Origin of the sequence: Streptomyces sp. NPDC013187 (genome assembly GCF_042899705.1) — a bacterium.
Classification (GTDB): Bacteria; Actinomycetota; Actinomycetes; order Streptomycetales; family Streptomycetaceae; genus Streptomyces; species Streptomyces hawaiiensis_A.
Map to the genome: position 1 here is coordinate 102,047 of NZ_JBIBAF010000006.1, position 26,607 is coordinate 128,653.

At 71.5% G+C, this 26,607-nt stretch carries 23 protein-coding genes; 3 read left to right on the forward strand and 20 right to left on the reverse strand.

Going from position 1 to position 26,607, the window contains the following annotated elements; translation table 11 throughout:
- Window positions 1–29: 29 nt before the first annotated feature.
- Entirely contained in the window at window positions 30–716 is a 687-nt protein-coding gene (gene rpe / locus ACFY5B_RS13925; RefSeq protein WP_389968656.1) for a ribulose-phosphate 3-epimerase, read from the reverse strand.
- Window positions 717–847: 131 nt separating this feature from the next.
- Here rpe and ACFY5B_RS13930 point away from each other — a divergent pair, with 131 nt between their 5' ends.
- The gene (locus ACFY5B_RS13930; protein WP_389968658.1) at window positions 848–2,986 is read left to right on the forward strand and encodes an MMPL family transporter; all 2,139 of its coding nucleotides are present in this window, start codon (window positions 848–850) and stop codon (window positions 2,984–2,986) included.
- Here the strand turns inward: ACFY5B_RS13930 and ACFY5B_RS13935 are convergent.
- Window positions 2,967–4,385 carry an RsmB/NOP family class I SAM-dependent RNA methyltransferase gene (locus ACFY5B_RS13935; protein WP_389968660.1) on the reverse strand — a complete coding sequence of 473 codons (1,419 nt, stop codon included), beginning with the start codon at window positions 4,383–4,385 and terminating at the stop codon, window positions 2,967–2,969. The genes ACFY5B_RS13930 and ACFY5B_RS13935 overlap by 20 nt on opposite strands.
- Window positions 4,386–4,494: 109 nt before the next feature.
- Complete coding sequence (gene fmt / locus ACFY5B_RS13940) at window positions 4,495–5,427, reverse strand: methionyl-tRNA formyltransferase (RefSeq protein ID WP_389968662.1); 933 nt, start codon at window positions 5,425–5,427, stop codon at window positions 4,495–4,497.
- A gap of 324 nt (window positions 5,428–5,751) precedes the next feature.
- On the opposite strand from fmt, the gene ACFY5B_RS13945 reads away from it, so the two are divergent.
- Entirely contained in the window at window positions 5,752–6,297 is a 546-nt protein-coding gene (locus ACFY5B_RS13945; RefSeq protein WP_344454677.1) for a hypothetical protein, read from the forward strand.
- A gap of 171 nt (window positions 6,298–6,468) precedes the next feature.
- On the opposite strand, the gene ACFY5B_RS13950 is transcribed toward ACFY5B_RS13945, so the two are convergent.
- The 14 genes from ACFY5B_RS13950 to pyrR form a co-directional block, all read right to left on the reverse strand.
- Window positions 6,469–8,634 (reverse strand): primosomal protein N', encoded by a 2,166-nt coding sequence (locus ACFY5B_RS13950; RefSeq protein WP_389968665.1) that lies wholly within the window; start codon window positions 8,632–8,634, stop codon window positions 6,469–6,471.
- Between the two features lie 379 nt (window positions 8,635–9,013).
- Entirely contained in the window at window positions 9,014–10,222 is a 1,209-nt protein-coding gene (gene metK / locus ACFY5B_RS13955) for a methionine adenosyltransferase (protein WP_344454672.1), read from the reverse strand.
- A gap of 236 nt (window positions 10,223–10,458) precedes the next feature.
- A complete protein-coding gene (gene coaBC, locus ACFY5B_RS13960) occupies window positions 10,459–11,661 on the reverse strand; it encodes a bifunctional phosphopantothenoylcysteine decarboxylase/phosphopantothenate--cysteine ligase CoaBC (protein ID WP_389969190.1) in 1,203 nt (400 codons plus the stop codon).
- A gap of 124 nt (window positions 11,662–11,785) precedes the next feature.
- Window positions 11,786–12,058, reverse strand: a complete 273-nt coding sequence (rpoZ, locus tag ACFY5B_RS13965; protein WP_003988945.1) for a DNA-directed RNA polymerase subunit omega — start codon at window positions 12,056–12,058, stop codon at window positions 11,786–11,788.
- A 68-nt stretch (window positions 12,059–12,126) separates the two neighbouring features.
- Complete coding sequence (gene gmk / locus ACFY5B_RS13970) at window positions 12,127–12,720, reverse strand: guanylate kinase (RefSeq protein WP_031105569.1); 594 nt, start codon at window positions 12,718–12,720, stop codon at window positions 12,127–12,129.
- A 58-nt stretch (window positions 12,721–12,778) separates the two neighbouring features.
- Entirely contained in the window at window positions 12,779–13,102 is a 324-nt protein-coding gene (locus tag ACFY5B_RS13975; RefSeq protein ID WP_003977346.1) for an integration host factor, read from the reverse strand.
- A gap of 277 nt (window positions 13,103–13,379) precedes the next feature.
- On the reverse strand, window positions 13,380–14,225 hold the full coding sequence (gene pyrF, locus ACFY5B_RS13980; protein ID WP_389968668.1) for an orotidine-5'-phosphate decarboxylase: 846 nt from the start codon (window positions 14,223–14,225) through the stop codon (window positions 13,380–13,382).
- A complete protein-coding gene (locus ACFY5B_RS13985; RefSeq protein WP_389968670.1) occupies window positions 14,222–15,328 on the reverse strand; it encodes a quinone-dependent dihydroorotate dehydrogenase in 1,107 nt (368 codons plus the stop codon). Before ACFY5B_RS13985 ends, pyrF begins: the two co-directional genes overlap by 4 nt.
- A gap of 70 nt (window positions 15,329–15,398) precedes the next feature.
- Window positions 15,399–18,707 (reverse strand): carbamoyl-phosphate synthase large subunit, encoded by a 3,309-nt coding sequence (carB, locus tag ACFY5B_RS13990; protein ID WP_389968672.1) that lies wholly within the window; start codon window positions 18,705–18,707, stop codon window positions 15,399–15,401.
- Entirely contained in the window at window positions 18,700–19,842 is a 1,143-nt protein-coding gene (carA, locus tag ACFY5B_RS13995; protein ID WP_389968674.1) for a glutamine-hydrolyzing carbamoyl-phosphate synthase small subunit, read from the reverse strand. The genes carB and carA overlap by 8 nt, the downstream gene beginning before the upstream one ends.
- Window positions 19,839–20,408 carry a hypothetical protein gene (locus tag ACFY5B_RS14000; RefSeq protein WP_389968676.1) on the reverse strand — a complete coding sequence of 190 codons (570 nt, stop codon included), beginning with the start codon at window positions 20,406–20,408 and terminating at the stop codon, window positions 19,839–19,841. Before ACFY5B_RS14000 ends, carA begins: the two co-directional genes overlap by 4 nt.
- On the reverse strand, window positions 20,405–21,691 hold the full coding sequence (locus tag ACFY5B_RS14005; protein WP_389968677.1) for a dihydroorotase: 1,287 nt from the start codon (window positions 21,689–21,691) through the stop codon (window positions 20,405–20,407). Before ACFY5B_RS14005 ends, ACFY5B_RS14000 begins: the two co-directional genes overlap by 4 nt.
- A 5-nt stretch (window positions 21,692–21,696) precedes the next feature.
- A complete protein-coding gene (locus tag ACFY5B_RS14010) occupies window positions 21,697–22,674 on the reverse strand; it encodes an aspartate carbamoyltransferase catalytic subunit (protein ID WP_389968679.1) in 978 nt (325 codons plus the stop codon).
- 102 nt (window positions 22,675–22,776) lie between these two features.
- Window positions 22,777–23,352: a bifunctional pyr operon transcriptional regulator/uracil phosphoribosyltransferase PyrR gene (gene pyrR, locus ACFY5B_RS14015; RefSeq protein ID WP_389968681.1), complete on the reverse strand. Its 576-nt coding sequence runs from the start codon at window positions 23,350–23,352 to the stop codon at window positions 22,777–22,779.
- 266 nt (window positions 23,353–23,618) lie between these two features.
- Between pyrR and bldD the strand changes: the two genes are divergently transcribed.
- The gene (bldD, locus tag ACFY5B_RS14020; protein ID WP_006131213.1) at window positions 23,619–24,122 is read left to right on the forward strand and encodes a transcriptional regulator BldD; all 504 of its coding nucleotides are present in this window, start codon (window positions 23,619–23,621) and stop codon (window positions 24,120–24,122) included.
- Window positions 24,123–24,307: 185 nt separating this feature from the next.
- Here bldD and nusB read toward each other — a convergent pair whose 3' ends face one another.
- Genes nusB through ACFY5B_RS14035 form a run of 3 tightly spaced genes read right to left on the reverse strand, consistent with a single transcriptional unit; the run spans window position 24,308 to window position 26,480 of the window.
- Complete coding sequence (nusB, locus tag ACFY5B_RS14025; RefSeq protein WP_344454648.1) at window positions 24,308–24,742, reverse strand: transcription antitermination factor NusB; 435 nt, start codon at window positions 24,740–24,742, stop codon at window positions 24,308–24,310.
- A gap of 2 nt (window positions 24,743–24,744) precedes the next feature.
- Window positions 24,745–25,311: an elongation factor P gene (gene efp / locus ACFY5B_RS14030; protein ID WP_030843148.1), complete on the reverse strand. Its 567-nt coding sequence runs from the start codon at window positions 25,309–25,311 to the stop codon at window positions 24,745–24,747.
- A 53-nt stretch (window positions 25,312–25,364) separates the two neighbouring features.
- Window positions 25,365–26,480 carry an aminopeptidase P family protein gene (locus ACFY5B_RS14035; protein ID WP_389968684.1) on the reverse strand — a complete coding sequence of 372 codons (1,116 nt, stop codon included), beginning with the start codon at window positions 26,478–26,480 and terminating at the stop codon, window positions 25,365–25,367.
- Window positions 26,481–26,607 lie beyond the last annotated feature (127 nt).

The window sequence follows — 26,607 nt, forward strand, 5'->3', positions numbered from 1 at the left end:
CTGATGAGAGCCGTTCACTTTGCTGTGGCTCAGTGGTTGCAGGCCCAGGTGGCCTTCGCGGTCGCCGCCTCGGCCTGGGTGCGTAGTGCACGTACCGCTTCTGCCGGGTCGTTTGCCCCGTAGACCGCCGATCCGGCCACGAAGACGTCGGCGCCGGCGTCGGCGCAGCGCTCGATGGTGGAAGCGGAAACTCCGCCGTCGACCTGGAGCCAGAGCTCCAGTCCGTGCTTGCTGATCAACTCGCGGGTGCGGCGAATCTTCGGAAGCATGATGTCGAGGAAGGCCTGTCCCCCGAAGCCCGGTTCGACCGTCATGATCAGCAGCATGTCGAGCTCGGGGAGCAGGTCCTCGTACGGCTCGATGGGGGTCGCGGGCTTCAGCGCCATGGAGGCGCGGGCGCCCTTGGCACGGATCTCCCGCGCGAGCCGGACCGGAGCCGCGGCGGCCTCGACGTGGAAGGTGACGGAACCGGCCCCCGCCTCCACGTACTGGGGCGCCCAGCGATCGGGGGCCTCGATCATCAGGTGGCAGTCCAGCGGGGTGTCCGTCGCACGCGCCAGCGACTCTACGACCGGCACGCCGAGCGTGAGGTTCGGGACGAAATGGTTGTCCATGACGTCGACGTGGAGCCAGTCGGCTCCTTCCACGGCCTTCGCCTCGTCCGCGAGGCGGGCGAAGTCTGCGGACAGGATGCTCGGGTTGATCTGCGCGGCCATGTCCTAAGACTGCCATGCCCCGTGGGGGTTGTGAGCATCGGACCCCGGTGGTCTGTCGAGTGCGCGGCTCATGGGGCTTGTCGCGCCGTTCCCCGCGCCCCTCATGGGGCGTCTTCGCTGAGGGGGTCGCCATGAAGCAGGGCGTCGCGCATCTGGTCTGCGGGCGGCGGGCCAAGTGGCTCGTGCTGGTCTTCTGGGTGGTCGTGCTGTTCATCGCCGCGCCGTTCGCCATGAAGCTCACCGACGCTCAGGACAACGACGCCGCGTCCTGGCTGCCGGGGTCCGCGGAGTCCACGCAGGTGCTGCAGCTCTCCGAGGACTTCCGGCCGGAGCAGATCCCGGCGGTGGTGATCTACGCGCGGGAGAGCGGCCTGACGGCGCAGGACCGTGCGGAGATCGCAGAAGACGTCGCGCAGCTCAAGCAGCTGCGTGACCACGGCATCATCGGTGAGCAGACACGGGGGCCGGTGTTCGACCGGCAGACCGATCCGCGGGCGGCGCAGGTCTTCGTGCCGATCATGATGGACGAGGAGGGCTGGGAGCGGATCTCGCCCGCCGTGGAGTCCATCCGGGACGACCTGGGGACGGGCGACGGGCTGAGCGTGCACATCACCGGCCCGGGCGGCACCTCGGCGGACTTCGCGGAAGCCTTCGAGGGCATCGACTCGACGCTGCTGTTCGCGGCGATGACCGTCGTCATCGTCATGCTGCTCATCACCTACCGCAGTCTGACCTTGCTGCTGGTCCCCCTGATCGCGGTGGTCTGCGCGCTGTTCACCTCCCAGGCGCTGATCTACCTGCTGGCCGAGCACGCCGGCCTGACGGTCAACGGCCAGAGCGCCGGCATCCTCACGGTGCTGGTCTTCGGGGCGGGGACGGACTACGCCCTGCTGCTGGTGGCCCGCTACCGGGAGGAACTGCGCCGGCACGAGGACCGGCACGAGGCGATGGCCCTGGCCCTGCACCGCGCCGGCCCGGCCGTGCTCGCCTCGGGCGCGACGGTCGTCCTGAGCATGCTGGTGCTGCTGACCGCCGAGATGAACTCGACCAGCGGCCTGGGCCCGGTCGCCGCGATCGGTGTCGCCGTCGCGCTGCTCGCGATGATGAGCCTGTTCCCGGCGCTGCTGGTGATCTTCGGCCGGTGGATCTTCTGGCCGGTGATCCCGCACCTGGGCTCCCCCGAACCGACCGAGCGCGGTATCTGGGCGCGCACGGGCCGCCGTATCGCCCGCCGCCCGCGCATGACCTGGGCCGTCACGGCGCTCGCCCTGGCGGTCTGCTCCCTGGGCCTGATCCAGTTGCGCGCGGAGGGCATCGGCAACGCGGACGCCTTCACCGGGAAGCCGGACTCGATCACCGGCCAGGAGGTGTCCGCGCGCTACTTCCCGGCGGGCAGCGGTGATCCGCTGGTCGTCGTCAGCAACCAGGCGCAGGCCGTGCAGGTGGGCCGCGCCGTCGCCGGGACCGAGGGCGTGGTCCCCCAGTCCCTCGGTCTGCCGCCCGGCACGAAACCGGCCTTCGAGGGCAGGGTCCTCTTCGAGGCCACCATGACCGCCCCGGCGGACAGCGAGGCCGCCAAGCAGACGGTGGAGCGGGTGCGGGACGCCGTGCACGCGGTGCCGGACGCCGACGCCAAGGTGGGCGGCGGTACGGCGGCCCTGCTCGACATGGACAAGGCGACCACGCACGACAACGTGCTGATCATCCCGTTGGTGCTGGTGGTCGTCCTGCTGATCCTCTGTGTCCTGCTTCGGGCCCTGATCGCCCCGCTGCTGCTGATCGGCACGGTGATCCTGTCGTTCACGGCCGCACTCGGCATCAGCGCGCTCGCGTTCCGCTACATCTTCGACTACGCGGGCGAGGCGACCGACTTCCCGCTGTTCGTCTTCGTGTTCCTGGTCGCCCTGGGCATCGACTACAACATTTTCCTGACCACGCGCATCCGCGAGGAGGCGGCCCGCCAGGGCACCAGACCCGGCGTGGTCACGGGCCTCGCCGCCACCGGCGCGGTCATCACCTCCGCCGGGCTGGTCCTGGCCGGTACCTTCGCCGCCCTCGGCACCCTCCCGATGGTCGCCTTCGCCGAGATCGGGTTCACGGTCGCCCTCGGCGTCCTCATCGACACCTTCATCGTCCGCTCGGTCCTGGTGACCTCGCTGTTCCTGGACGTCGGGCCGAAGGTGTGGTGGCCGCACCGGCTGGCGCGCCACGACGGCGGCACAGCGGACCGGGCGGCCGTGGCAGCGGGGGTCAGCCGGTCCGGCGAATGAGCGCCAGATACATCGCGTCGGTCCCGTGCAGATGCGGCCACAGCTGCACGTCGGGTCCCTCCCCCAGGTCCGGTACGCCGGGCAGCAGCGGCCGGGCGTCGACGAGGTCGGTGTCCGGGTGCTGCTTGAGCACGTCGGCGACGACGGCCCGGGTCTCGGCGAGGTGCGGTGAGCAGGTCGCGTAGCCCACGACACCGCCGACCCGCACCGACTCCAGTGCGGTGCGCAGCAGCCCCCGCTGCAGCGGCGCGAAGCCCTCCAGGTCCTCGGGGCGGCGCCGCCAGCGTGCCTCGGGGCGGCGGCGCAGTGCGCCGAGGCCCGTGCACGGCACGTCGACCAGCACCCGGTCGAAGCTGCCGGGCCGCCACGCCGGTCGCGTCCCGTCGGCGGCGATCACCTGATACGGCCCGGGGTTGCCGTCCAGCGCCTTGGCGACGAGGCCGGCGCGATGGGTCTGCTTCTCGGAGGCGACGAGCAGGGCGCCCCGCTCGGCGGCCAGCGCACCGAGCAGCGCTGCTTTGCCGCCGGGCCCCGCGCATCCGTCCAGCCAGCGCCGGTCGGGCCCGTCCAGGGGCGCGCCCGCGAGGGCGATGGCGACGAGCTGGCTGCCCTCGTCCTGCACACCCGCGCGCCCGTCCCGCACGGCCGCGATGGCGCCCGGTTCCCCGCCTTCGGTCAGCCGCACGGCATAGGGCGACCAGCGGCCCGGCACGGCGGCGTCCTCGTCGAGGAGTTCGTTGGCGGTGGACCGCCCCGGCCGCGCCACGAGCGTGACCTCGGGCCGGTCGTTGTCGGCGCGCAGCAGCTCCTCCACGCCGTCGCGCCCACCGCCGAGGGAGTCCCACAGCGCGGACACGACCCATCGCGGATGGGAGTGGACGACGGCGAGATGGGCCTCGGGATCATCGTCGTAGGGAGGCGCGACCCGCTCCAGCCAGCCGTCCAGATCGTCCTGCGCGACCTTGCGCAGCACGGCGTTGACGAACTTGGCCCGCCCGTCGCCGAGCACGACCCGCGCGAGCTCGACGGTGGCGGACACGGCCGCGTGCGTCGGGATGCGGGTGCCGAGCAGCTGGTGCGCGCCGAGGCTCAGCACATCCAGCACCGGCGGGTCGACCTCCCCGAGCGGCCGGTCCACGCAGGACGCCAGGACCGCGTCGTACGTCCCCTGCCGACGCAGTGTGCCGTACACCAGCTCGGTGGCGAGCGCGGCGTCCCGGGCATCGAAGTCGTCGTTCTCCCGCGCCTTGCGCAGCAGCGGGGGCAGTACGAGGTTGGCGTAGGCGTCCCGCTCGTCCACGGCCCTCAGCGCCTCGAAGGCGAGGATGCGGACGGGGTCCTTCTTGGGCCGACGGTAGGGCTTGCCTGACGTGCGGGCTCGACGGGGCTGTTCGCTCACGAAAAAGGTGCTCCGGGGGTGAGAAGAAGTGCGCCGTCCAGCCTACGCCGCCGGGTGCGGTCAGGAGTCGGCAACCGGGTGCCGGGCCGCGTCGGGGCCCCTCCCCGGCTCATCCCCCGAGCTGCTCGCCCTCGCCGATCCGCACCCCGCGCGCCCAGTCCGCCGCCCGCATCGGCTTCTTGCCCTGGGCCTGCACCCACAGCAGCTCGACGCCGTACGAGCCGGTGCCCGCGTACACGTTGTTCTTCCCGGCGGCGATCTGCCCCGGGGCGAGGTCCGTCCGGTCGGGGACGGGGGTGACCTGGATGAGCTTGAGCCGCTCACCGCGGAAGGTGGTCCAGGCGCCGGGGGCCGGGGTGCAGCCCCGCACCATCCGGTCGATCCGCAGCGCGGGCGCGGTCCAGTCCAGGTGCGCGTCCTCGACATTGACCTTCGGAGCGAGGCTGATCCCGTCGGCCGGCTGCGGTACGGCCTTCAGCGTGCCGTCCTCGATGCCGTCCATGGTCGCCGCGAGCAGCCCGGCACCGGCGAAGGCGAGCCGCGTCAGCAGATCCCCGCTGGTGTCGGTGGCCCGGATCTCCTCCGTCACCGTCCCGTACACCGGACCGGAGTCGAGCCCCTCCTCGATCAGGAAGGTCGACGCCCCGGTGATCTCGTCGCCGGCCATGATGGCGTGCTGCACGGGCGCGGCGCCGCGCCAGGCCGGCAGCAGGGAGAAGTGCAGATTGACCCAGCCGTGCGTGGGGATGTCGAGGGCCACCCGGGGCAGCAGCGCCCCGTAGGCGACCACGGGGCAGCAGTCCGGCCCGATCTCCCGCAGCCGCTCCAGGAACTCGGGGTCCTTCGGCTTCGCGGGCTTCAGCACCTCGATCCCGGCCTCCTCCGCCCGCTCGGCGACGGGCGACGCGACGAGCCTGCGTCCCCGCCCGGCCGGCGCGTCCGGCCGCGTGACGACGGCGGCCACCTCGTGCCGCCCGGAGGCGAGCAGAGCGTCCAGAGCGGGAACGGCGACCTCGGGTGTACCGGCGAAGACGAGCTTCATGGGGTGGTGGGGGCCTCTCGGGGCGGGAATCGGACGGGCAGCGCCCAAGTCTATGAGCCCGGGACGGAAAGCCGCCGACGGCGCTCAGCCCCCACGGGAGGGCTCGGCCTCTTGATCGACCGCTACGGGCGGTGCGCGGGCGGGAGACAAGCGCCCAAGGCCGAAGACCGAGGCGCGCACCCCGCGCAAACGGGCGCACGCATATGCCCCCACGCCCCCACCCCGTGACCCGCGGAGCGAATCCGCGTTGGTCAAGACAGAGTTGACCACACCGGGCCGCGATCGCGGCCCATTCCTTTCAACGCCGGTTCGAGAGGCTTGTTCATGGCCGACCACGCAACCCACGACGCCCAGGCTCGGGCCAGCCTGCACTTGCTGGTGCGGGACATCGAGCGGGTCCGCCGGCAGGTGGACGCACTGCGCACCCTGACCGCCCAGTTGGGCAACGTCTACCGCCCGCGCCGCTCCGGCCCTTCCACGGGCTTCGTCGTCTACGGACGCGCTCCCGCCCCGACGGTACGTCTCGCCCAGGAACTGCGGGACAGTGTCGAGACCCTGGTCACGGCGGCCGTGGACTTCGACCGCTCACTCGGCTTCTCGTGGGACGCGGTGGGCTCCGCGCTCGGAGTCACCAAGCAGGCGGTCCACCGCCGTTACGGTGCCCGCCGCGCCACGGCCCAGTCGGCGGCGCCCGAGCCCGAGCGCACGCCGGAGCCGACGGGCGGCCGCTCGGTCAGTGTGACGACCGGCCTGCCCCCGGTTCCGACGGTCCCCGCGGCCCGTTCCATGCCCACGCAGCCCACGGCCGGCAGCCCCGCTCTCCGCGACGAGGTCAGGCCGACGGCTTTCCCGGGCCCGCGCAACGGCTGACGCACGCACCCTCCGCCCTGCCCTCTCGGACCGTGTCCGGGAGGGCGGCCGCGTATCCGGCCCGAACCCGCGGGACGACTCCCGCCGCCACCTCGGCGCCTGACCCGGCGTCAGCGGCGCCGAGCACTCCGTCGTCCGCGGCGATCTCCTCATGACGGTCCGAGGCGACGCTCACCCGATGTCGGCCGGATCGATCCGCACCCAGACCCCGGCGCCGGTTCCCGTCCCACTGCCGCTTCCCCGAGCCATCCGCGCGGCCTGTGCGGCTTTGAGTGCGGCGGCCAGCGCGGCGCCCCTGCCCGGCGGCACCCGCAGCAGCGCCCGCTCCCACTGCTCCCCGGGCGGCGGCGCCCCCGCCCGGCGAGGTCGCCCGGGCGTGGGGACGGGCAACGGCACCGGCCCCAGCACCTCGGCCTCGGACGGCAGTTCGGCCGCGCGGAGGAATTCGGCCACCGCATCCGGCGGGCCCGACACGGACGCCATCCGTGACACCGGCGGAAACCCGAGCTCGGCCCGCTCGGCGAGTTCCCGCACCGCGTGCCCCACGGGGTCCCAGCGGACGAGCGCCTGCACGGGCCGCAGCGTCGGCTCGGCCACGACCACGACCGTGCCCCCGGCCGACTGCGGCCGGACGAGGGACGCGGCCGCGATCCACCGCCGCAACGCGTCCTCCCCGGCCCGCAGATCGGGCCGCCCGAGCATGGCCCACCCGTCGAGCAGCAGCGCCGCCGCGTACCCGCCCTCGGCGACGGGCTCGGCCCCCGGCGTGCTCACGACCAGCGCGGGCGCCCCCGGCACGGTGTCGAGCACGTGTTCCCGCCCCGAGGTGCGTACCGGTACGGCGGGGAAGGCCCGACCCAGTTCCTCGGCGGTCCGCCGGGCCCCGACGACCGAGGCGCGCAGGCGGAAGGAACCACAGTCCGGGCAGTGCCAGCCGCTCTCCTCACGGCCGCACCACCCGCAGTTCAGGGCGCCGCCGTCCGGCGCCTCCAGCGGCCCGGAGCAGTGCCGGCAGCGCGCGGGCGCCCGGCACTGGGCGCACGCCATCCGCGGGACGTAGCCCCTGCGGGGAACCTGCACCAGCACCGGGCCGTGCCGCAGGCCGTCCCTGACGGCCTGCCAGGCGAGGGTCGGCAGCCGGGCGGCCCGGGCGGCCTCGTCCCGGGCGAGATCCTGGTCCCCGACGGTCCGGACGAGCGGTGCGGCACCCCGCACCTGGTCCCGTCCGGCGACGAGCGGCCGCGCCCAGCCGCTCTCGACGAGCTGGGCGGCCTCCACCGTGCAGCCCCAGCTCCCCAGCAGAAAGCCGCACTTGTCCTGGGCGGCCCGCAGCAGGAGCACCTCGCGGGCGTGGGGCTGCGGGGCGTGCTGCTCGCTGTGGCTGTCGTCGCCGTCGTCCCAGAGGGCGACCAGGCCGAGGTCCTGGACGGGCGCGAACATGGCGGCCCGGGTCCCGATCACGGCCCGTACGGATCCGCGCCGCACCGCGAGCCACTGCGCGTAGCGCTTCTCGGGGCCGGCGTCGGCGGTGAGCACCGCGTGCCGCCCCGTCCCCAGCAGGGAGGTCAGGGCGGCGTCGAGCCGGGCGACCGCCCGGCCGTCGGGAAGGACGGCGAGCGCCCCTCGCCCGGAGGCCAGCGTCGCGGCGACGGCCCGGGCCAGCTCCTCGCTCCACTGCGGCCCGGGCAGCGCGTTCCACACGGCCCGGGGCGCTCCGCCGGACGCCAGGGACTCCAGGAAGGCCGCCCCCCGCTCGTACCGCTGCCAGCATCCCGCCTCGGGCGCCGGGGGCGGTGGCAGCGGGTCGGGTGAGGGCCGCTGCTCGGCTCGGGCGTTGCGCGGCGGGACGGCCAGTTGCAGGACGTCGGCGAGGCTGCCCGCGTACCGGTCGGCGACCGCCCGGGCCAGTCCCAGCAGCTCCTCGCTCAGCACCCGCTCGGGCGACACGACCTGGGCGAGGGCGGCCAGCGGCCCGGAGTAGTCGGATTCGGCCAGCCGCTCGACGAGGAACCCGTCGATCAGTCCGCCGCCCTCGCGCCGCCCTTCGCGCACGCGGTGCCGCCCGGCCCCGAACCGGACCCGCACCCGCACGCCCGGCTGGGCGTCCGCGTCCAGCTCCTCGGGCACGGCGTAGTCGAAGTACCGGTCGAGATGGAGCACGCCCTTGTCGACGAGGACGCGCGCGACGGGCAGCTCCTTGGCGAGCGCGGCGCCCCGCCAGGTCCGCGGCTTGGCCCGGGGCGTCTTCGCCTTGCGCACACTGTCCCGGATGAGCGCGAGCTGCTCGGGCGGCGCACCCTCGGCTCCGCCGTCCGCCTGTTCGTTCTCGCTGCTCACGGTTGCATTCTTACCAAACGCCACTGACAAGCGGAGGCGCCCGAGTTCCCTCGCGGTGACGGCGCGCACTCGCCTTGGACCACTCGGCCACGCCACCGGGCGCCGCCCGGACGACGGCGGGATTCGAACCCGCGGGGGCTGCGTCGAGCCCAGAAGTATCCGTCACCTCCGCACCGGGCGCCCCGGCACTCTCCACCGTAGAGAGCGCCCGCCGCCGTCCGCGAGCCGTTTTGAAGGCCCGCAGGGCAGGGGACGGGGCCGCGCCAGGCGGGAGCGGCCGACGCGAGGCGGGAGCGGCCCCCGAAGAGGCCCGGAGGACGCCGGAGGCCCGGCCCCCCGAAGGGTGCCGGGCCTCACGTGATGCACTGAGGGACGGGACCTACAGCCCCGCGGCCTTGCGCAGCGCGTCCACGCGGTCCGTCCGCTCCCACGTGAAGTCGGCGAGCTCGCGGCCGAAGTGGCCGTACGCCGCGGTCTGGGAGTAGATCGGGCGGAGCAGGTCGAGGTCGCGGATGATGGCGGCCGGGCGGAGGTCGAACACCTCGTCGATCGCCTTCTCGATCTTCTCCGTGTCGATCTTGGCGGTGCCGAAGGTCTCGACGAACAGACCCACCGGCTCGGCCTTGCCGATCGCGTACGCGACCTGGACCTCACACCGGGTGGCAAGCCCCGCGGCGACCACGTTCTTCGCGACCCAGCGCATCGCGTACGCGGCGGAGCGGTCGACCTTGGACGGGTCCTTGCCGGAGAACGCGCCACCGCCGTGACGGGCCATGCCGCCGTAGGTGTCGATGATGATCTTGCGGCCGGTCAGGCCCGCGTCACCCATCGGGCCGCCGATTTCGAAGCGGCCGGTGGGGTTGACCAGGAGTCGGTAGTTCTCCGTGTCGAGCTTGATGCCCTCGTCCAGCAGCGCCTTCAGCTCCGGCTCGACGACGAACTCCTTGATGTCCGGAGCCAGCAGCGAGTCCAGGTCGATGTCGGAGGCGTGCTGCGAGGAGACGACGACGGTGTCCAGACGGACCGCCTTGTCACCGTCGTACTCGATGGTGACCTGCGTCTTGCCGTCCGGGCGCAGGTAGGGGATGGTGCCGTTCTTGCGCACGTCGGACAGGCGCTTCGACAGGCGGTGGGCCAGGAAGATCGGCAGCGGCATCAGCGTGGGCGTCTCGTCCGTCGCGTAGCCGAACATCAGGCCCTGGTCGCCGGCGCCCTGCTTGTCGAGCTCGTCCTCGTCGCCCTCGACGCGGGACTCGTACGCCGTGTCCACACCCTGGGCGATGTCGGGGGACTGTGCGCCGATGGACACCGACACGCCGCAGGACGCGCCGTCGAAGCCCTTCTTGGAGGAGTCGTAGCCGATTTCGAGGATCTTGTTGCGGACCAGCGTCGCGATGTCCGCGTACGTCTTGGTCGTGACCTCGCCGGCCACGTGCACCAGGCCGGTCGTGATCAGGGTCTCGACGGCGACCCGGGAGGACGGGTCCTCGCGCAGGAGGGCGTCGAGAATGGTGTCGCTGATCTGGTCAGCGATCTTGTCGGGGTGACCCTCGGTCACGGACTCCGAGGTGAAAAGGCGACGGGACACAACGCTCCCTGAGGTTGCAGCGGCTGCTGGCTGATCATTGGCGGACGGCGGGGGCTGCACCCTGCGCCGTCCGTGGAACAGTTTACGGGTCACGCTTCGGCCACGGTCCCCCTGTCTCGCCACTCGGGAGTGCTGTGACCTGCGGCACGGGCATTCTGCCCAATGGCGAGCGACGTTGGCCAGAGGCGCCACGCCCCGGTCCACCCGTTTTCGAGCGGGTGGACGGGGATCGGACCTCAGCGCAGGCGCTCGGCCACCAGGTCCCACACCGTTTCGGCCAGAGCCTCCTTGGGGCCGTGCGCCACGGCGGTCTCGCTGCCGTCGGCGCCGAGCACAACGGCCTCGTTCTCCTCGGAACCGAAGGTCTTGCGCTCCCCCACCTCGTTCACGACCAGCAGGTCGCAGCCCTTGCGCTTGAGCTTGGCGCGGCCGTTGGCGAGGACGTCGTCCGTCTCCGCGGCGAAGCCGACGATCACCTGTCCGGCGCGGGCCCGGTCCCCCGAGATCTCCGCGAGGATGTCCGGATTCCGCACCAGGATGATCGGCTCCGGCTCCTGGCCGTCCTTCTTCTTGATCTTCCCTGCCGCGTACGCCGCCGGACGGAAGTCCGCCACCGCGGCCGCCATCACCACGGCGTCGGCCTCCGGGGCGGCGCGCAGCACCGCCTCGCGCAACTCCACGGCGGTGCCGACCGGGACGACGTCGACACCCGCCGGGGCCGGCAGGGCGCTGTTGGCCGCGATCAGCGTGACACGGGCGCCGCGGGCCGCGGCGGTGCGGGCGAGGGCGTAGCCCTGCTTGCCGGAGGAGCGGTTGCCGAGGAAGCGGACGGGGTCCAGGGGCTCGCGGGTGCCGCCGGCGCTGACCACGACATGCCGGCCCTTGAGGTCGGGCTCGGCGACGCCCCGGGCCAGCACACGGCGGCAGACCTCGAAGATCTCGCCCGGGTCGGGCAGCCGGCCCTTGCCGGTGTCGACGCCGGTGAGACGGCCCACGGCCGGCTCGATGACGAGGGCGCCGCGGCGGCGCAGCGTCGCCACGTTCTCCTGGGTGGCCGGGTGCTCCCACATCTCCGTGTGCATGGCGGGCGCGAAGACCACCGGGCAGCGGGCGGTGAGGAGCGTGTTGGTGAGGAGGTCGTCGGCGAGGCCGTGGGCCGCCTTGGCGAGCATGTCGGCGGTGGCGGGGGCGACGACGACCAGGTCTGCGTGCTGCCCGATGCGGACGTGCGGGACCTCGTGCACGTCGTCCCACACCTCGGTGGAGACGGGGTTTCCGGAGAGCGCGGACCAGGTGGCGGCGCCGACGAAGTGCAGCGCGGAGGCGGTGGGCACCACGCGCACGTCGTGGCCCGACTCCGTCAGCCGCCGCAACAGCTCACAGGCCTTGTACGCGGCGATGCCCCCGCTGACCCCCAGAACGACCTTCGGCTTGTCCACGTCTCTCCCCGTCTCTCCCCGGACCTCGGCGACCGGCACACCGTACGACTCCATGACACACCACAGGCCCGGCAGTCGGCCTGCCGGGCCTGTGGATAAGTCAGCGTCGAGCTGTAAATCTTACTTACTGCGCCGGGCCTTCGACGGCCTCGGACGTCAGGAGCCCCGCGTTGATCTCGCGGAGGGCGATCGAGAGCGGCTTCTCGTGGACGTGGGTGTCGACGAGAGGACCGACGTACTCGAGGAGACCCTCGCCGAGCTGCGAGTAGTACGCGTTGATCTGGCGGGCACGCTTGGCCGCGTAGATCACGAGGCTGTACTTCGAGTCGGTGGCCTCGAGGAGCTCGTCGATCGGCGGGTTGATGATGCCCTCGGGCGCGGAGATGGAAGAGGACACGCTCTACCTTCCGATGGATGGGAAAGAATCTGTCGGGCTGATCAGCCGGCCGGAACGGTCGGCGATGGTCACACGACGTCCATCAAGGCTAGCAGCTCGCGCGCCACGTCCTCGACGGAGGTGTTGACCAGGGTGGTGTCGAACTCCGGCTCGGCCGCGAGTTCGATCTTCGCCGCTTCGAGCCGGCGCTCGATCACCTCGGGCGGTTCGGTGCCCCGCCCGGTGAGTCGGCGCACCAGCTCCTCCCAGGAGGGGGGAGCCAGGAACACCAGCTGGGCCTCGGGCATCGACTCGCGGACCAGGCGGGCGCCCTGCAGGTCGATCTCCAGCAGGACGGGCTCGCCGTTCTCCAGTCGCTCCTGCACGGCCGCACGCGGCGTGCCGTAGCGGTTGCCGGCGAACTCGGCCCACTCCAGCAGTTCCCCGTTGGCGATGAGCTTGTCCATCTCGTCGTCGGAGACGAAGAAGTAGTGGACTCCGTGCTGCTCGCCGGGGCGGGGCTTGCGGGTCGTCGCCGACACGGAGAGCCAGACCTCGGGGTGTTCCTTGCGCATATGAGCGACGACCGTGCTCTTGCCGACCCCGGAAGGGCCGGAGAGCACGGTCAGCCGCGGACGTACGTCCGGGGGTACGGGGGACGTCCCCCGGGGTGTTGCAGCCATGCAGCGATTATCCAGCAATCGCGGAGTGCCCGGGACTCGCTTCCCCGGACTGCCCGGTTCAGGAGCCGGTGCTGCCGAACTCGCGCTCCAGGGAGGCGATCTGGTTGGAACCGAGGCCACGCACACGGCGGCTCTCGGAGATGCCGAGTCGCTCCATGATCTGCTTGGCGCGGACCTTGCCCACGCCGGGCAGCGACTCGAGGAGGGCGGAGACCTTCATCTTGCCGATGACGTCGTTCTCCTGGCCCTGCTTGATGACCTCGTGAAGGGAGGCGCCGGAGTGCTTGAGTCGATTCTTGACCTCGGCCCGCTCCCGGCGAGCCGCGGCGGCCTTTTCGAGCGCGGCTGCGCGCTGTTCAGGGGTAAGGGGCGGAAGAGCCACGCCTACGTCACCTCGGATGTCGAACTGTCGGATACGGACCGGTGAGGAACCTAGTCGCCCCACACCTGGGGAGCCACGAGCAACACACGCTTGCCCGTTCTCTCGTCGGAGACTAGCGGGCAAGTCCGCCGGAGTCATTGAGAACAGCGGAAAAGTCCTGGTCAGCCTTCATCTGAACGGACATTTAGGACATACTGCCCCGGATTTGAGGATGTATTCAGACTCAAGGCCGCCCCGGACCACTCATCGGAGGTCTCGCCGGACGGGCCGGACCGCCTCACGAGGAGGTCACGGCCTGACGGATCTCCTCCGCGAAGCGTTCGGCGGCGTCACGCAGAGCGACCGCGTCGGGACCGTGGCGTAGCACTCCGCGGCTGACGTTCGGCACGACGTTGCGCACCGCCGCACCGAAGACGCCGCGGAGATCGGCCGGCTCGGCGCCCTGGGCGCCGATACCGGGCGCGAGGAGCGGGCCGTTGATGTCCAGGTCGTACGTCGACAGATCGCCGAGGGTGGCGCCCACGACCGCCCCGAAGGAACCCAGGGGCTCCTCCCCCGTGTTCTCGGCGGCCAGGTGCGCGAGCATCGTCGCTCCGACGTTCCGGCCGTCGGCCCGCACGGCGTGCTGGACCTCGCCGCCCTCCGGGTTGGAGGTCAGCGCCAGCACGAACAGGCCCGCGCCGCTCTCCCGGGCCAGCGCGACGGCCGGGCTGAGCGAGCCGTACCCGAGGTACGGCGAGACGGTCAGGGCGTCGGAGAACAGCGGCGCGTCCCTGTGCAGGAAGGACTCGGCGTAGGCGGCCATGGTGGAGCCGATGTCGCCGCGCTTGGCGTCCATCACGACCAGCGCGCCCGCCGCCCGGGCCTCGGCGACGGACTTCTCCAGGACGGCGACGCCGCGCGAGCCGAAGCGCTCGAAGAACGCGCTCTGCGGCTTGAGCACGGCGACCCGGTCGGCCACCGCCTCGACGACCGTGCGGCTGAACCGCTCCAGGCCCGCCACGTCGTCGTTCAGGCCCCACTCGGCGAGCAGGGAGGCGTGCGGGTCGATGCCGACGCACAGCGGGCCGCGCTCGTCCATGGCCCGGCGCAGGCGCGCGCCGAAGGGTTCGAGACCACTCATGCCGTCTTCCTCACGTCGGCGCCCACCGCGTCGGCGAGCGTGGCGTAGGGGCTCGTGGCCAGACGAGCGGCGAGCCCCTTGTGGATCGCGCGGCCCCAGAAGGGCCCCTCGTAGATGAAGGCGCTGTAGCCCTGGACCAGCGTGGCGCCGGCCAGGATGCGCTGCCAGGCGTCCTCGGCGTTCTCGACGCCGCCGACGCCCACCAGGGTGATCCGGTCGCCCACGCGCGCGTAGAGGCGGCGCAGGACCTCCAGGGAGCGTTCCTTCAGGGGCGCCCCGGAGAGGCCGCCGGTCTCCTTGACCAGGGAGGCGTCGGACTTCAGGCCGAGTCCGTCCCGCGCGATGGTGGTGTTGGTGGCGATGATGCCGTCCAGGCCGAGCTCCACGGCGAGGTCGGCCACGGCGTCGACGTCCTCGTCGGCGAGGTCCGGCGCGATCTTGACCAGCAGCGGGACGCGCCGCGCGGACACCGTGCGGTCGGCTGCCTCGCGGACGGCGCTCAGCAGGGGACGGAGCGCCTCCGTGGCCTGGAGGTTGCGCAGCCCCGGCGTGTTCGGCGAGGAGACGTTGACGACCAGGTAGTCGGCGTACGGCGCGAGCCGCTCGGCGGACTTCACGTAGTCCGCGACGGCCTCCTCCTCGGGGACGACCTTGGTCTTGCCGATGTTGACGCCGACGACCGGCTTGAAGACGGGCGTGCGGGAGGCCAGGCGGGCGGCGACGCGGAGCGAGCCGTCGTTGTTGAAGCCCATGCGGTTGATCAGCGCGCGGTCCTTGACCAGGCGGAACAGTCGCTGCTTGGGGTTGCCGGGCTGCGGTTCACCCGTCACCGTGCCGATCTCGACGTGGTCGAAGCCGAGCATGGCCATGCCGTCGATGCCGACGGCGTTCTTGTCGAAGCCCGCGGCGAGCCCGAAGGGGCCGTGCATGCGCAGGCCCAGGGCCTCGGTGCGCAGCTCCTTGTACCGGGGCGCGAGGGCGGCCGCGAGGAAGGTGCGCAGCACGGGCACGCGGGCGGCCAGGCGGATCCAGCGGAAGGCCAGGTGGTGGGCCTGCTCCGGGTCCAACCTCTTGAAGACGAGACGGAAGAAGTACTTGTACATGGTGTCCTCACGAGGACTCGGCGTCCTCACGAAGAGGGGGACACCGTTTCCGGTGTCCCCCTCGGGGCTGCTAGTCGCGGGCCGCGGTCAGGTGTTCCGCGTGTTCCTGGAGCGAGCGGACGCTCACGTCGCCGCGGTTGAGGGCGTCGATGCCCTGGACCGCCGCCGCGAGTGCCTGGACCGTCGTCAGGCAGGGCACGGAGCGCGCCACGGCCGCCGTTCGGATGTCGTAGCCGTCGAGGCGGCCGCCCGTGCCGTACGGGGTGTTGACGATGAGGTCGACCTCGCCGTCGTGGATGAGCTGGACGATGGTCTTCTCGCCGTTCGGGCCGGTGCCCTCGGACTGCTTGCGCACGATGGTGGCGTTGATGCCGTTGCGCTTGAGGACCTCGGCGGTGCCGGACGTGGCGAGCAGCTCGAAGCCGTGCGCGACCAGCTCGCGGGCCGGGAAGATCATCGAGCGCTTGTCGCGGTTGGCGACCGAGATGAACGCGCGGCCCTTGGTGGGCAGCGGGCCGTAGGCGCCGGCCTGCGACTTGGCGTACGCCGTGCCGAAGACGGAGTCGATGCCCATGACCTCGCCGGTGGAGCGCATCTCCGGGCCGAGGACCGTGTCGACGCCGCGGCCGTGGATGTCGCGGAAGCGCGACCACGGCATGACGGCCTCCTTCACGGAGATCGGCGCGTCGAACGGCAGCTCGCCGCCGTCGCCGGTGGCCGGGAGCAGGCCCTCGGCGCGCAGCTCGGCGATCGTGGCGCCGAGCGAGATCCGGGCGGCGGCCTTGGCCAGCGGCACCGCCGTCGCCTTCGAGGTGAAGGGGACCGTCCGGGACGCGCGCGGGTTGGCCTCCAGGACGTAGAGGATGTCGCCCGCGAGCGCGAACTGGATGTTGATCAGGCCGCGGACGCCGACGCCCTTCGCGATGCCCTCCGTGGAGGCGCGCAGGCGCTTGATGTCGAAGCCGCCCAGCGTGATCGGGGGCAGGGCGCACGCCGAGTCGCCGGAGTGGATGCCGGCCTCCTCGATGTGCTCCATGACGCCGCCGAGGTAGAGCTCCTCGCCGTCGTAGAGGGCGTCGACGTCGATCTCGATCGCGTCGTCGAGGAACCGGTCGACCAGGACCGGCCGGGAGGGGCTGATCTCGGTCGACTCGGCGATGTAGGACTCCAGCCGGGTCTCGTCGTAGACGATCTCCATGCCGCGTCCGCCGAGGACGTACGAAGGACGCACCAGGACCGGGTAGCCGATCTCGTCGGCGATGGCCTTGGCCTCGGTGAAGGTGGTGGCGGTGCCGTGCTTCGGGGCAGGAAGGCCCGCCTCCTTGAGGACCCGGCCGAAGGCACCCCGGTCCTCGGCGGCGTGGATGGCCTCCGGGGACGTGCCGACGATCGGCACGCCGTTGTCCTTCAGCGCCTGCGACAGGCCCAGCGGGGTCTGGCCGCCGAGCTGCACGACGACGCCCGCGACCGGTCCGGCCTGCTGCTCGGCGTGCACGATCTCCAGCACGTCTTCCAGCGTCAGCGGCTCGAAGTACAGGCGGTCGGAGGTGTCGTAGTCCGTGGAGACGGTCTCCGGGTTGCAGTTGACCATCACGGTCTCGTAGCCCGCGTCGCTCAGGGCGAACGAGGCGTGGACGCAGGAGTAGTCGAACTCGATGCCCTGGCCGATGCGGTTCGGGCCGGAGCCCAGGATGATGACGGCCGGCTTCTCGCGGGGCGCGACCTCGGTCTCCTCGTCGTAGGAGGAGTAGAAGTACGGCGTCTTCGCGGCGAACTCGGCGGCGCAGGTGTCGACCGTCTTGTAGACCGGGCGGATGCCGAGGGCGTGCCGGACCTCGCGGACGACGTCCTCGCGCAGGCCGCGGATCTCGCCGATCTGCGTGTCGGAGAAGCCGTGCCGCTTGGCCTCGGCGAGCAGGTCGGTGGTCAGCTCGGGCGCCTCGGCCAGCTCGTCGGCGATCTCCTTGATCAGGAAGAGCTGGTCGACGAACCAGGGGTCGATCTTCGTGTAGTCGAAGACCTCCTCGGGCGTGGCGCCGGCGCGGATGGCCTGCATGACGGTGTTGATGCGGCCGTCGGTGGGACGGACGGCCTGCTCCAGCAGCTGCGTCTTGTCGCCGGGCTCGCCGACGAAGGTGAACTGGCTGCCCTTCTTCTCCAGGGAGCGCAGCGCCTTCTGGAAGGCCTCGGTGAAGTTGCGGCCGATGGCCATGGCCTCGCCGACGGACTTCATGGTGGTGGTGAGGGTGGCGTCGGCGCTCGGGAACTTCTCGAAGGCGAAGCGCGGAGCCTTCACGACCACGTAGTCGAGCGTGGGCTCGAAGGAGGCCGGGGTCTCCTGGGTGATGTCGTTCGGGATCTCGTCCAGCGTGTAGCCGACGGCGAGCTTGGCGGCGATCTTGGCGATCGGGAAGCCGGTCGCCTTGGAGGCGAGCGCCGAGGAGCGCGACACGCGCGGGTTCATCTCGATGACGATGACCCGGCCGTCCTCGGGGTTCACCGCGAACTGGATGTTGCAGCCGCCGGTGTCGACGCCGACCTCGCGGATCACGGCGATGCCGATGTCACGCAGGGTCTGGTATTCGCGGTCGGTGAGCGTCATGGCCGGCGCGACGGTGATCGAGTCGCCGGTGTGGACGCCCATGGGGTCGAAGTTCTCGATGGAGCAGACGACCACGACGTTGTCGTGCTTGTCGCGCATCAGCTCCAGCTCGTACTCCTTCCAGCCGAGGATGGACTCCTCCAGGAGCACCTCGGTGGTCGGGGAGAGCGTGAGGCCCTGGCCGGCGATGCGGCGCAGCTCCTCCTCGTCGTGGGCGAAACCGGAGCCGGCGCCGCCCATGGTGAAGGACGGGCGGACGACGACCGGGTAGCCGCCGAGCGTGTCGACGCCCTGGATCACGTCGTCCATGGAGTGGCAGATGACCGAGCGGGCGGACTCGCCGTGGCCGATCTTGCCGCGGACGGCCTCGACGACCTCCTTGAAGAGGTCGCGGTCCTCGCCCTTGTTGATGGCCTCGACGTTGGCGCCGATCAGCTCGACGCCGTACTTGTCGAGCGTGCCCGCCTCGTGCAGCGAGATGGCCGTGTTGAGGGCCGTCTGGCCGCCCAGGGTGGGCAGCAGCGCGTCGGGGCGCTCCTTGGCGATGATCTTCTCGACGAACTCGGGTGTGATCGGCTCGACGTAGGTGGCGTCGGCGATCTCCGGGTCGGTCATGATCGTCGCCGGGTTGGAGTTCACCAGGACGACCCTGAGGCCCTCGGCCTTCAGGACGCGGCACGCCTGGGTGCCGGAGTAGTCGAACTCGGCGGCCTGGCCGATGACGATCGGGCCGGAGCCGATGACCAGGACGGACTGGATATCGGTGCGCTTAGGCACGCTGGCCCTCCATCAGGGATACGAAGCGGTCGAACAGGTAGGCGGCGTCGTGCGGGCCGGCTGCCGCTTCGGGGTGGTACTGGACGCTGAACGCGGGGCGGTCGAGGAGCTGGAGCCCTTCCACCACGTTGTCGTTCAGACAGACGTGGGACACCTCGGCGCGCCCGAACGGGGTCTCGGAGACCTGGTCGAGCGGGGCGTCGACGGCGAAGCCGTGGTTGTGCGCGGTGACCTCGACCTTGCCGGTCGTGCGGTCCTGCACCGGCTGGTTGATGCCGCGGTGGCCGTACTTCAGCTTGAAGGTGCCGAAGCCGAGCGCGCGGCCCAGGATCTGGTTGCCGAAGCAGATCCCGAAGAGCGGGGTGCCGCGCTCCAGGACGCCCTGCATCACGGAGACGGGGTGGTCGGCGGTGGCCGGGTCGCCCGGGCCGTTGGAGAAGAACACGCCGTCCGGGTTCACCGCGTAGATGTCCTCGACGGTCGCGGTCGCCGGGAGCACGTGCACCTCGATGCCGCGCTCGGCCATGCGGTGCGGGGTCATGCCCTTGATGCCGAGGTCGACGGCGGCGACGGTGAACTTCTTCTCGCCGATGGCCGGGACGACGTACGGCTCGGTGGTGGCGACCTCGGCGGAGAGGTTCGCGCCCTTCATCTGCGGGGCTTCCTGGACGCGGGCCAGCAGCGCGGCGTCGTCCTGGACCGCGTCGCCGCTGAAGATGCCGACGCGCATGGCACCGCGCTCACGCAGGTGCCGGGTGAGGGCGCGGGTGTCGATGCCGCTGATGCCGACGACGCCCTGGGCGTCCAGCTCCTCGTCCAGCGTGCGCCGGGAGCGCCAGTTGGACGGCACGCGCGCGGGGTCGCGCACGACGTAGCCGGAGACCCAGATCTTCCTGGACTCCATGTCCTCGTCGTTGACGCCCGTGTTGCCGACGTGCGGGGCGGTCATGACGACCACCTGGCGGTGGTAGGAGGGGTCGGTGAGGGTCTCTTGGTAGCCGGTCATGCCGGTGGAGAACACCGCTTCGCCGAAGGTCTCCCCCACGGCCCCGTAGGCGCGGCCGCGGAAGACCCGGCCGTCCTCCAGGACGAGTACGGCGGGAGTTTTGGCGGCTCCCCTGGTGGAGGTGGTCATCGTTCGGCGCCTTCCCTGGTGTTCGTTTCGATCATGGAGTTGATGGCTTCGACCCACTCGTGGTGCTCGGCCGCGTGGTCGGAGCGGAAGCCGGAGTCGATCAGCCGGTCGCCGTGCTCCCAGGTGACGATCAGCAGACCGCCCTCGGTGAGGACCTTCCCGGCGATGCCCTTGTCGAGCCGGGCCTCGCGCAGCGCCGCGGCCGGGACGAAGAAGTCGTCCGCGCCGGGGCGTACGACGTCGAGGCCGGCGTCCGTCAGGGTCAGCTCGGCTCGGCTGCGGGTGCCCAGGCCGTGCGCGACGATGCGGTCGAGCCACTGCCCGGCGGTGGTGGAGCCGTGGTAGCGGCCGCTCAGGGTCAGCTTCTCGGGACCCGGGTAGTCCGGGGTGGCGGGCAGCTCGGGCAGGTCGCCCTGGAGGGTGCCGCGCCACTTCCAGCCCTCGCGCATCAGCCAGTAGACGAGCGCGACGAACAGGGCGAGGCCGACGACCCAGCCGATGCGGGCGGCCCAGTCGGTCACTTGCGCCGATTCCTTCTCGGCGGCCAGCAGGAGTACAGGTGTCACGTGAGCTTCCCGTCGACGAGCGTGGCCTTGCCCCGCAGCCACGTGTGCGTCACACGGCCCGGCAGCTCACGCCCCTCGTAGGGGGTGTTGCGGCTGCGCGAGGCGAAGCCCGCGGGTTCCACGAGCCCACGGTATGCCGTGTCGACCAGGGTGAGGTTGGCGGGCTCACCTGCCGAGACGGGACGTCCGTGGCCCGTGGCCTGTCCGATCTGCGCGGGCTTGACGGACATCCGGTCGGCGACGCCGGCCCAGTCCAGCAGACCCGTGTCGACCATGGTCTCCTGCACCACCGACAGCGCGGTCTCCAGGCCGACCATGCCCATGGCGGCCGCGGCCCACTCGCAGTCCTTGTCCTCGTGCGGGTGCGGGGCATGGTCGGTGGCGACGATGTCGATCGTGCCGTCGGCGAGCGCCTCGCGCAGGGCCATGACGTCGCGCTCGGTGCGCAGCGGCGGGTTGACCTTGTAGACGGGGTTGTAGGTGCGCACCAGCTCATCCGTGAGGAGGAGGTGGTGCGGGGTGACCTCGGCGGTGACGGCGATGCCGCGGGACTTGGCCCAGCGGACGATCTCGACGGAGCCGGCGGTCGACAGGTGGCAGATGTGGACGCGGGAGCCGACGTGGTCGGCGAGCAGGACATCCCGGGCGATGATCGATTCTTCGGCCACCGCGGGCCAGCCCCCGAGGCCCAGCTCGGCGGAGACGACGCCCTCGTTCATCTCGGCGCCCTCGGTCAGCCGCGGCTCCTGCGCGTGCTGCGCGACGACACCGCCGAAGGCCTTCACGTACTCCAGGGCGCGGCGCATGATCACGGCGTCGTGGACGCACTTGCCGTCGTCGGAGAAGACGGTGACGCCGGCGGCCGACTCGTGCATGGCGCCCAGCTCGGCGAGCTTCCTGCCCTCCAGGCCGACGGTGACGGCGCCGATGGGCTGGACGTCGCAGTAGCCGTGCTCCTGGCCGAGCCGCCAGACCTGCTCGACGACACCGGCGGTGTCGGCGACCGGGAAGGTGTTGGCCATGGCGAACACGCTGGTGTAGCCGCCGGAGGCGGCGGCGCGCGTGCCGGTGAGGACGGTCTCGGAGTCCTCGCGGCCGGGCTCGCGCAGATGGGTGTGCAGGTCGACCAGGCCCGGCAGCAGCACCTTGCCGTCGGCCTCGACGATCTCTGCGCCTTCGGCGGACAGCCCGTTGCCGACCTCCGCGACGGTGCCGCCGTCGATCAGGACGTCCTGCGGCACGCCGCCGAGCACCTTCGCACCACGGATCAGGATCTTGCTCATCTGTCTTACTTCTCCTCGGTGCGGGGGTGGGTGACTGCGGGCTCGTTGCCCCCGAGCAGCAGGTACAGGACGGCCATCCGGATGGACACTCCGTTTGCGACCTGCTCGACGACGGTGCAGCGGTCGGAGTCGGCGACCTCTGCGGTGATCTCCATGCCGCGGACCATCGGGCCGGGGTGCATCACGATGGCGTGCTCGGGCATCCGCGCCATGCGGTCGCCGTCGAGGCCATAGCGCCGGGAGTACTCGCGCTCGGTCGGGAAGAAGGCGGCGTTCATGCGCTCGCGCTGGACGCGCAGCATCATCACCGCGTCGGACTTGGGCAGCGTGCTGTCGAGGTCGTAGGAGACCTCGCAGGGCCAGGTCTCGATGCCGACCGGCAGCAGGGTCGGCGGGGCGACGAGGGTGACCTCGGCGCCGAGGGTGTGCAGCAGGTCGACGTTGGAGCGGGCGACCCGGCTGTGCAGGACGTCACCGACGAGCGTGATGCGCTTGCCTTCGAGGTCGTGGCCGAGCCCGGCGTCCGGGCCGATCAGGCGGCGGCGCATGGTGAAGGCGTCCAGCAGGGCCTGGGTGGGGTGCTGGTGGGTGCCGTCGCCGGCGTTGACGACGACGGCGTCGATCCAGCCGGAGTTGGCCAGGCGGTACGGGGCTCCGGAGGCGCCGTGCCGGATGACCACGGCATCGACGCCCATGGCCTCCAGGGTCTGGGCGGTGTCCTTCAGGGACTCGCCCTTGGAGACGCTGGAGCCCTTGGCGGAGAAGTTGATGACGTCCGCGGACAGCCGCTTCTCGGCGGCCTCGAAGGAGATCCGGGTCCGGGTGGAGTCCTCGAAGAAGAGATTGACGATCGTGCGGCCGCGCAGGGTCGGCAGCTTCTTGATCGGCCGGTCGGCGACCCGGGCCATCTCCTCGGCGGTGTCGAGGATCAGGACGGCGTCGTCGCGGGTGAGGTCGGCGGCCGAGATGAGATGACGCTGCATCTGTCAGGCTCCGTAAGGCAGTTCATTCGGGAGAATCGGGGCAGACGGGCGCGCCGGGGCGCGCACTGAGCCGGCGTACGACGGCGGCGTACGCCTGGAGCGCTACTGAGGGGCCGGCTTGGCACCGAGCAGCACGGTGTCGCGACCGTCCTCCTCGGCGAGCTGGACCTTGACCGTCTCCCGCAACGACGTGGGGAGGTTCTTGCCGACGTAGTCGGCACGGATGGGCAGTTCGCGGTGTCCGCGGTCGACGAGGACGGCGAGCTGCACCGCGCGCGGGCGCCCGAGGTCGTTCAGCGCGTCGAGGGCGGCGCGGATGGTGCGGCCGGAGAAGAGCACGTCGTCGACGAGGACGACGAGCTTGCCGTCGAGGCCGTCACCGGGGATCTCGGTGCGGGCCAGCGCCCGCGGCGGGTGCATGCGCAGGTCGTCGCGGTACATGGTGATGTCGAGCGAGCCGCAGGGAACCTTGCGCTCGGTGATCTGCTCGAGCTTGTCCGCGATCCGCCGGGCGAGGAAGACGCCCCGGGTCGGAATGCCGAGGAGCACCACGTCGTCGGCGCCCTTGGCGCGTTCGACGATCTCGTGGGCGATGCGGGTCAGCACCCGTGCGATGTCGGGGCCTTCGAGAACGGGCCGGGCATCGGACTGCGTGTCGCGCGTGTCGTGCGTGTCCATACGAAACGGACCTCCTTCTCCGCCTCACGGGACGGACCTTAAAGGACGTCGAGATTGCGCCATACACGGTAGCAGGTCCCCGTGATCGCCCGTACGGCCCCCTTGGATCACCCACTCGGCCCAACGGAACGCCGATACCACGGAAGAGTCGGTGCGGACCATTCGGCTTGACGCGGCAGAGTAACGCTGCGTAACCTCACAGTGAGTTACCAGCCGCGCGGCCTGGCACCCACGCCAGACGCGTCGACACAGTGCCGGGGAGCTATATGTCCAGCGAATACGCCAAACAGCTCGGGGCCAAGCTCCGGGCGATCCGCACCCAGCAGGGCCTTTCCCTCCACGGTGTCGAGGAGAAGTCCCAGGGACGCTGGAAGGCGGTCGTGGTCGGTTCGTACGAGCGCGGCGACCGTGCCGTGACCGTACAGCGCCTTGCCGAGCTGGCGGATTTCTACGGCGTTCCGGTGCAGGAACTGCTTCCGGGCACAACCCCGGGCGGGGCCGCCGAGCCGCCGCCGAAGCTGGTCCTGGACCTGGAGCGGCTGGCCACAGTGCCGGCCGAGAAGGCGGGCCCCCTTCAGCGCTACGCGGCCACGATCCAGTCGCAGCGCGGTGACTACAACGGCAAGGTGCTGTCGATCCGCCAGGACGACCTGCGCACACTCGCCGTCATCTACGACCAGTCGCCGTCCGTCCTCACGGAACAGCTGATCAGCTGGGGTGTCCTGGACGCGGACGCGCGCCGTGCGGTGGCGTCCCACGAGGACGCCTGACCGCTCCGCGGGCCGGGAGACGGGTCCAGCAGAAACGTGCCGCCGGGGTGGCCGGAACCGTATGGTTCTCGGCCGCCCCGGCGGCGTTGTGCGGCTCTGAACTCCGCGCGCCACACCGAGGACGTACGGGAACGCCGGAGGGCCCGCAGCAGTCACGCTGCGGGCCCTCCGGCATGTGGTCCGTCTCAGACCTCGTCGCGGCGGAGCGAGGGCTTGAGCTCCTTCAGCCGGCCGAGCAGGCCGTTCACGAACGAGGGGGACTCGTCCGTGGAGAACTCCTTCGCCAGCTGCACCATCTCGTCGAGGACGACGGCGTCCGGCGTCGCGTCGACCCAGATCAGCTCGTAGGCGCCGAGCCGCAGGATGTTGCGGTCGACGACGGGCATCCGGTCGAGGGTCCAGCCGACGGAGTACTGCGCGATCAGCTCGTCGATGCGCTTCGCGTGCTTCGCGTAGCCCTCGACCAGCTCCATCGTGTACTCGCTGACCGGCGGCTGCCGGGTGTCCGCCCGGGACAGCCGGACCCAGTCCGCGAGGACGGTCAGCACCTCGGCGCCGCGCTGGTCCCCCTCGAAGAGGATCTGGAAGGCGCGCTTACGGGCCGTGTTGCGGGCAGCCACGGTTAGCTGTTCACCCGGCCGAGGTAGTCGCTCGTGCGGGTGTCGACCTTGATCTTCTCACCGGTGGTGATGAAGAGCGGCACGTTGATCTGGTGGCCGGTCTCCAGGATGGCGGGCTTGGTGCCGCCGGTGGAGCGGTCGCCCTGGACGCCCGGCTCGGTCTCCTGGATGACGAGCTCGACGGCGGCCGGCAGCTCGACGAAGAGCACCTCGCCCTCGTGCTGCGCGACGGTGGCGGTGAAGCCCTCGATCAGGAAGTTGGCGGCGTCGCCGACGGCCTTCTTGTCGACGTGCAGCTGGTCGTAGGTCTCCATGTCCATGAAGACGAAGTACTCGCCGTCCATGTAGGAGAACTGCATGTCGCGCTTGTCGACGGTGGCCGTTTCGACCTTGACGCCGGCGTTGAAGGTCTTGTCGACGACCTTGCCGGAGAGCACGTTCTTGAGCTTGGTGCGCACGAAGGCCGGGCCCTTGCCGGGCTTGACGTGCTGGAACTCGACGACGGACCAGAGCTGGCCGCCTTCGAGCTTGAGCACCATGCCGTTCTTGAGGTCGTTCGTGGAAGCCACGGTTGCGGAATCTCCTGGACTGACGTACGACCCCGGGGCACGCACCTGCCTGGCTACAGGGCGAGCAGCTCCTTGGTCGTGATGGTGAGTAGCTCGGGTCCGCCGTCCGCCTCGGGGCGGACGACGAGCGTGTCATCGATCCGGACACCGCCCCGGCCCGGGAGGTGGACCCCCGGTTCGACGGTGACTGGCACGCAAGCGTCCAGTTTACCCATGGCCGCGGGACTCAATTGAGGGTCCTCGTCGATTTCGAGCCCTACACCGTGTCCGGTCAGGACCGTGAGGCCCTCCGTGTACCCCGCGGAGTCCAGGACCTGGCGGGCCGCGCGGTCGACGTCCCGGCAGGCGGCGCCGGGTACCAGGCTCTCACGCCCGGCCCGCTGGGCGGCGAAGACCAGGTCGTACAGCTCGATCTGCCAGTCCGCGGGAGCGGTGCCGATGACGAAGGTGCGGCCGATCTCGCAGCGGTAGCCGCGGTACGTCGCGCCGAGGCAGACGGAGAGGAAATCGCCCTCCTCGACGCGGCGGTCGGTGGGCCGGTGTCCGGGCCGGCCGGAGTTCGGGCCGGTGGCGACGGATGTCGGAAAGGCCGGCCCGTCCGCCCCGTGGTCCACGAGTCGTCGCTCGAGTTCCAGGGCGAGGTGGCGCTCGGTGCGGCCGACGAGGATCGACTCCAGCAGCTCGCCGAGTGCCTGGTCGGCGATCTCGGCGCCGATGCGCAGGCAGGAGATCTCCTCTTCGTCCTTGACGACCCGGAGCTGCTCGACCGCGCTGCCGAGGCCCGCCAGGCGCAGCCCGGGGGCGACCGAGCCGAGGGCGCGGTGCCGGGCCACGGTGAGGTGGTGCTCCTCCACCGCGAGGGAGTCGGCGTCCTGGCCCGCGGCGAGGCGGGCCGCCGCGACGGCCGGGTCACCGCCGCCGACTCCGGGCAGGGTGTGGACGCGCAGGGCCTCGTCGGGGCGCTCCTGTGCGGGGCGGTCGGCCGTCGGCCCGGCACAGACCAGGAGGTCCTGCTCCTCGGTCCTGCCCAGCAGCAGAACGGCGCCGTGCGGGGCGGCGCCCGCGAGATAGCGCACGTTGGCGGGGCGGGAGACCAGCGCCGCCGCGCTGCCGCCCGCGTTGCAGTAGTCCCTCAGACGCGTCCGGCGGGCCGCGTACACCTCTGACATGACCCGAGCGTATGAGCTCCGCCGGTTTTGCGCTGGTTGAGGGCGTCTGAGTGGGCGGTGCCTGGTGTGCGGGGTGCCGTTCGGGAGCGGGGGTGCCGCGCGAGGTTGTATGCCGTCCGCGGCTGTG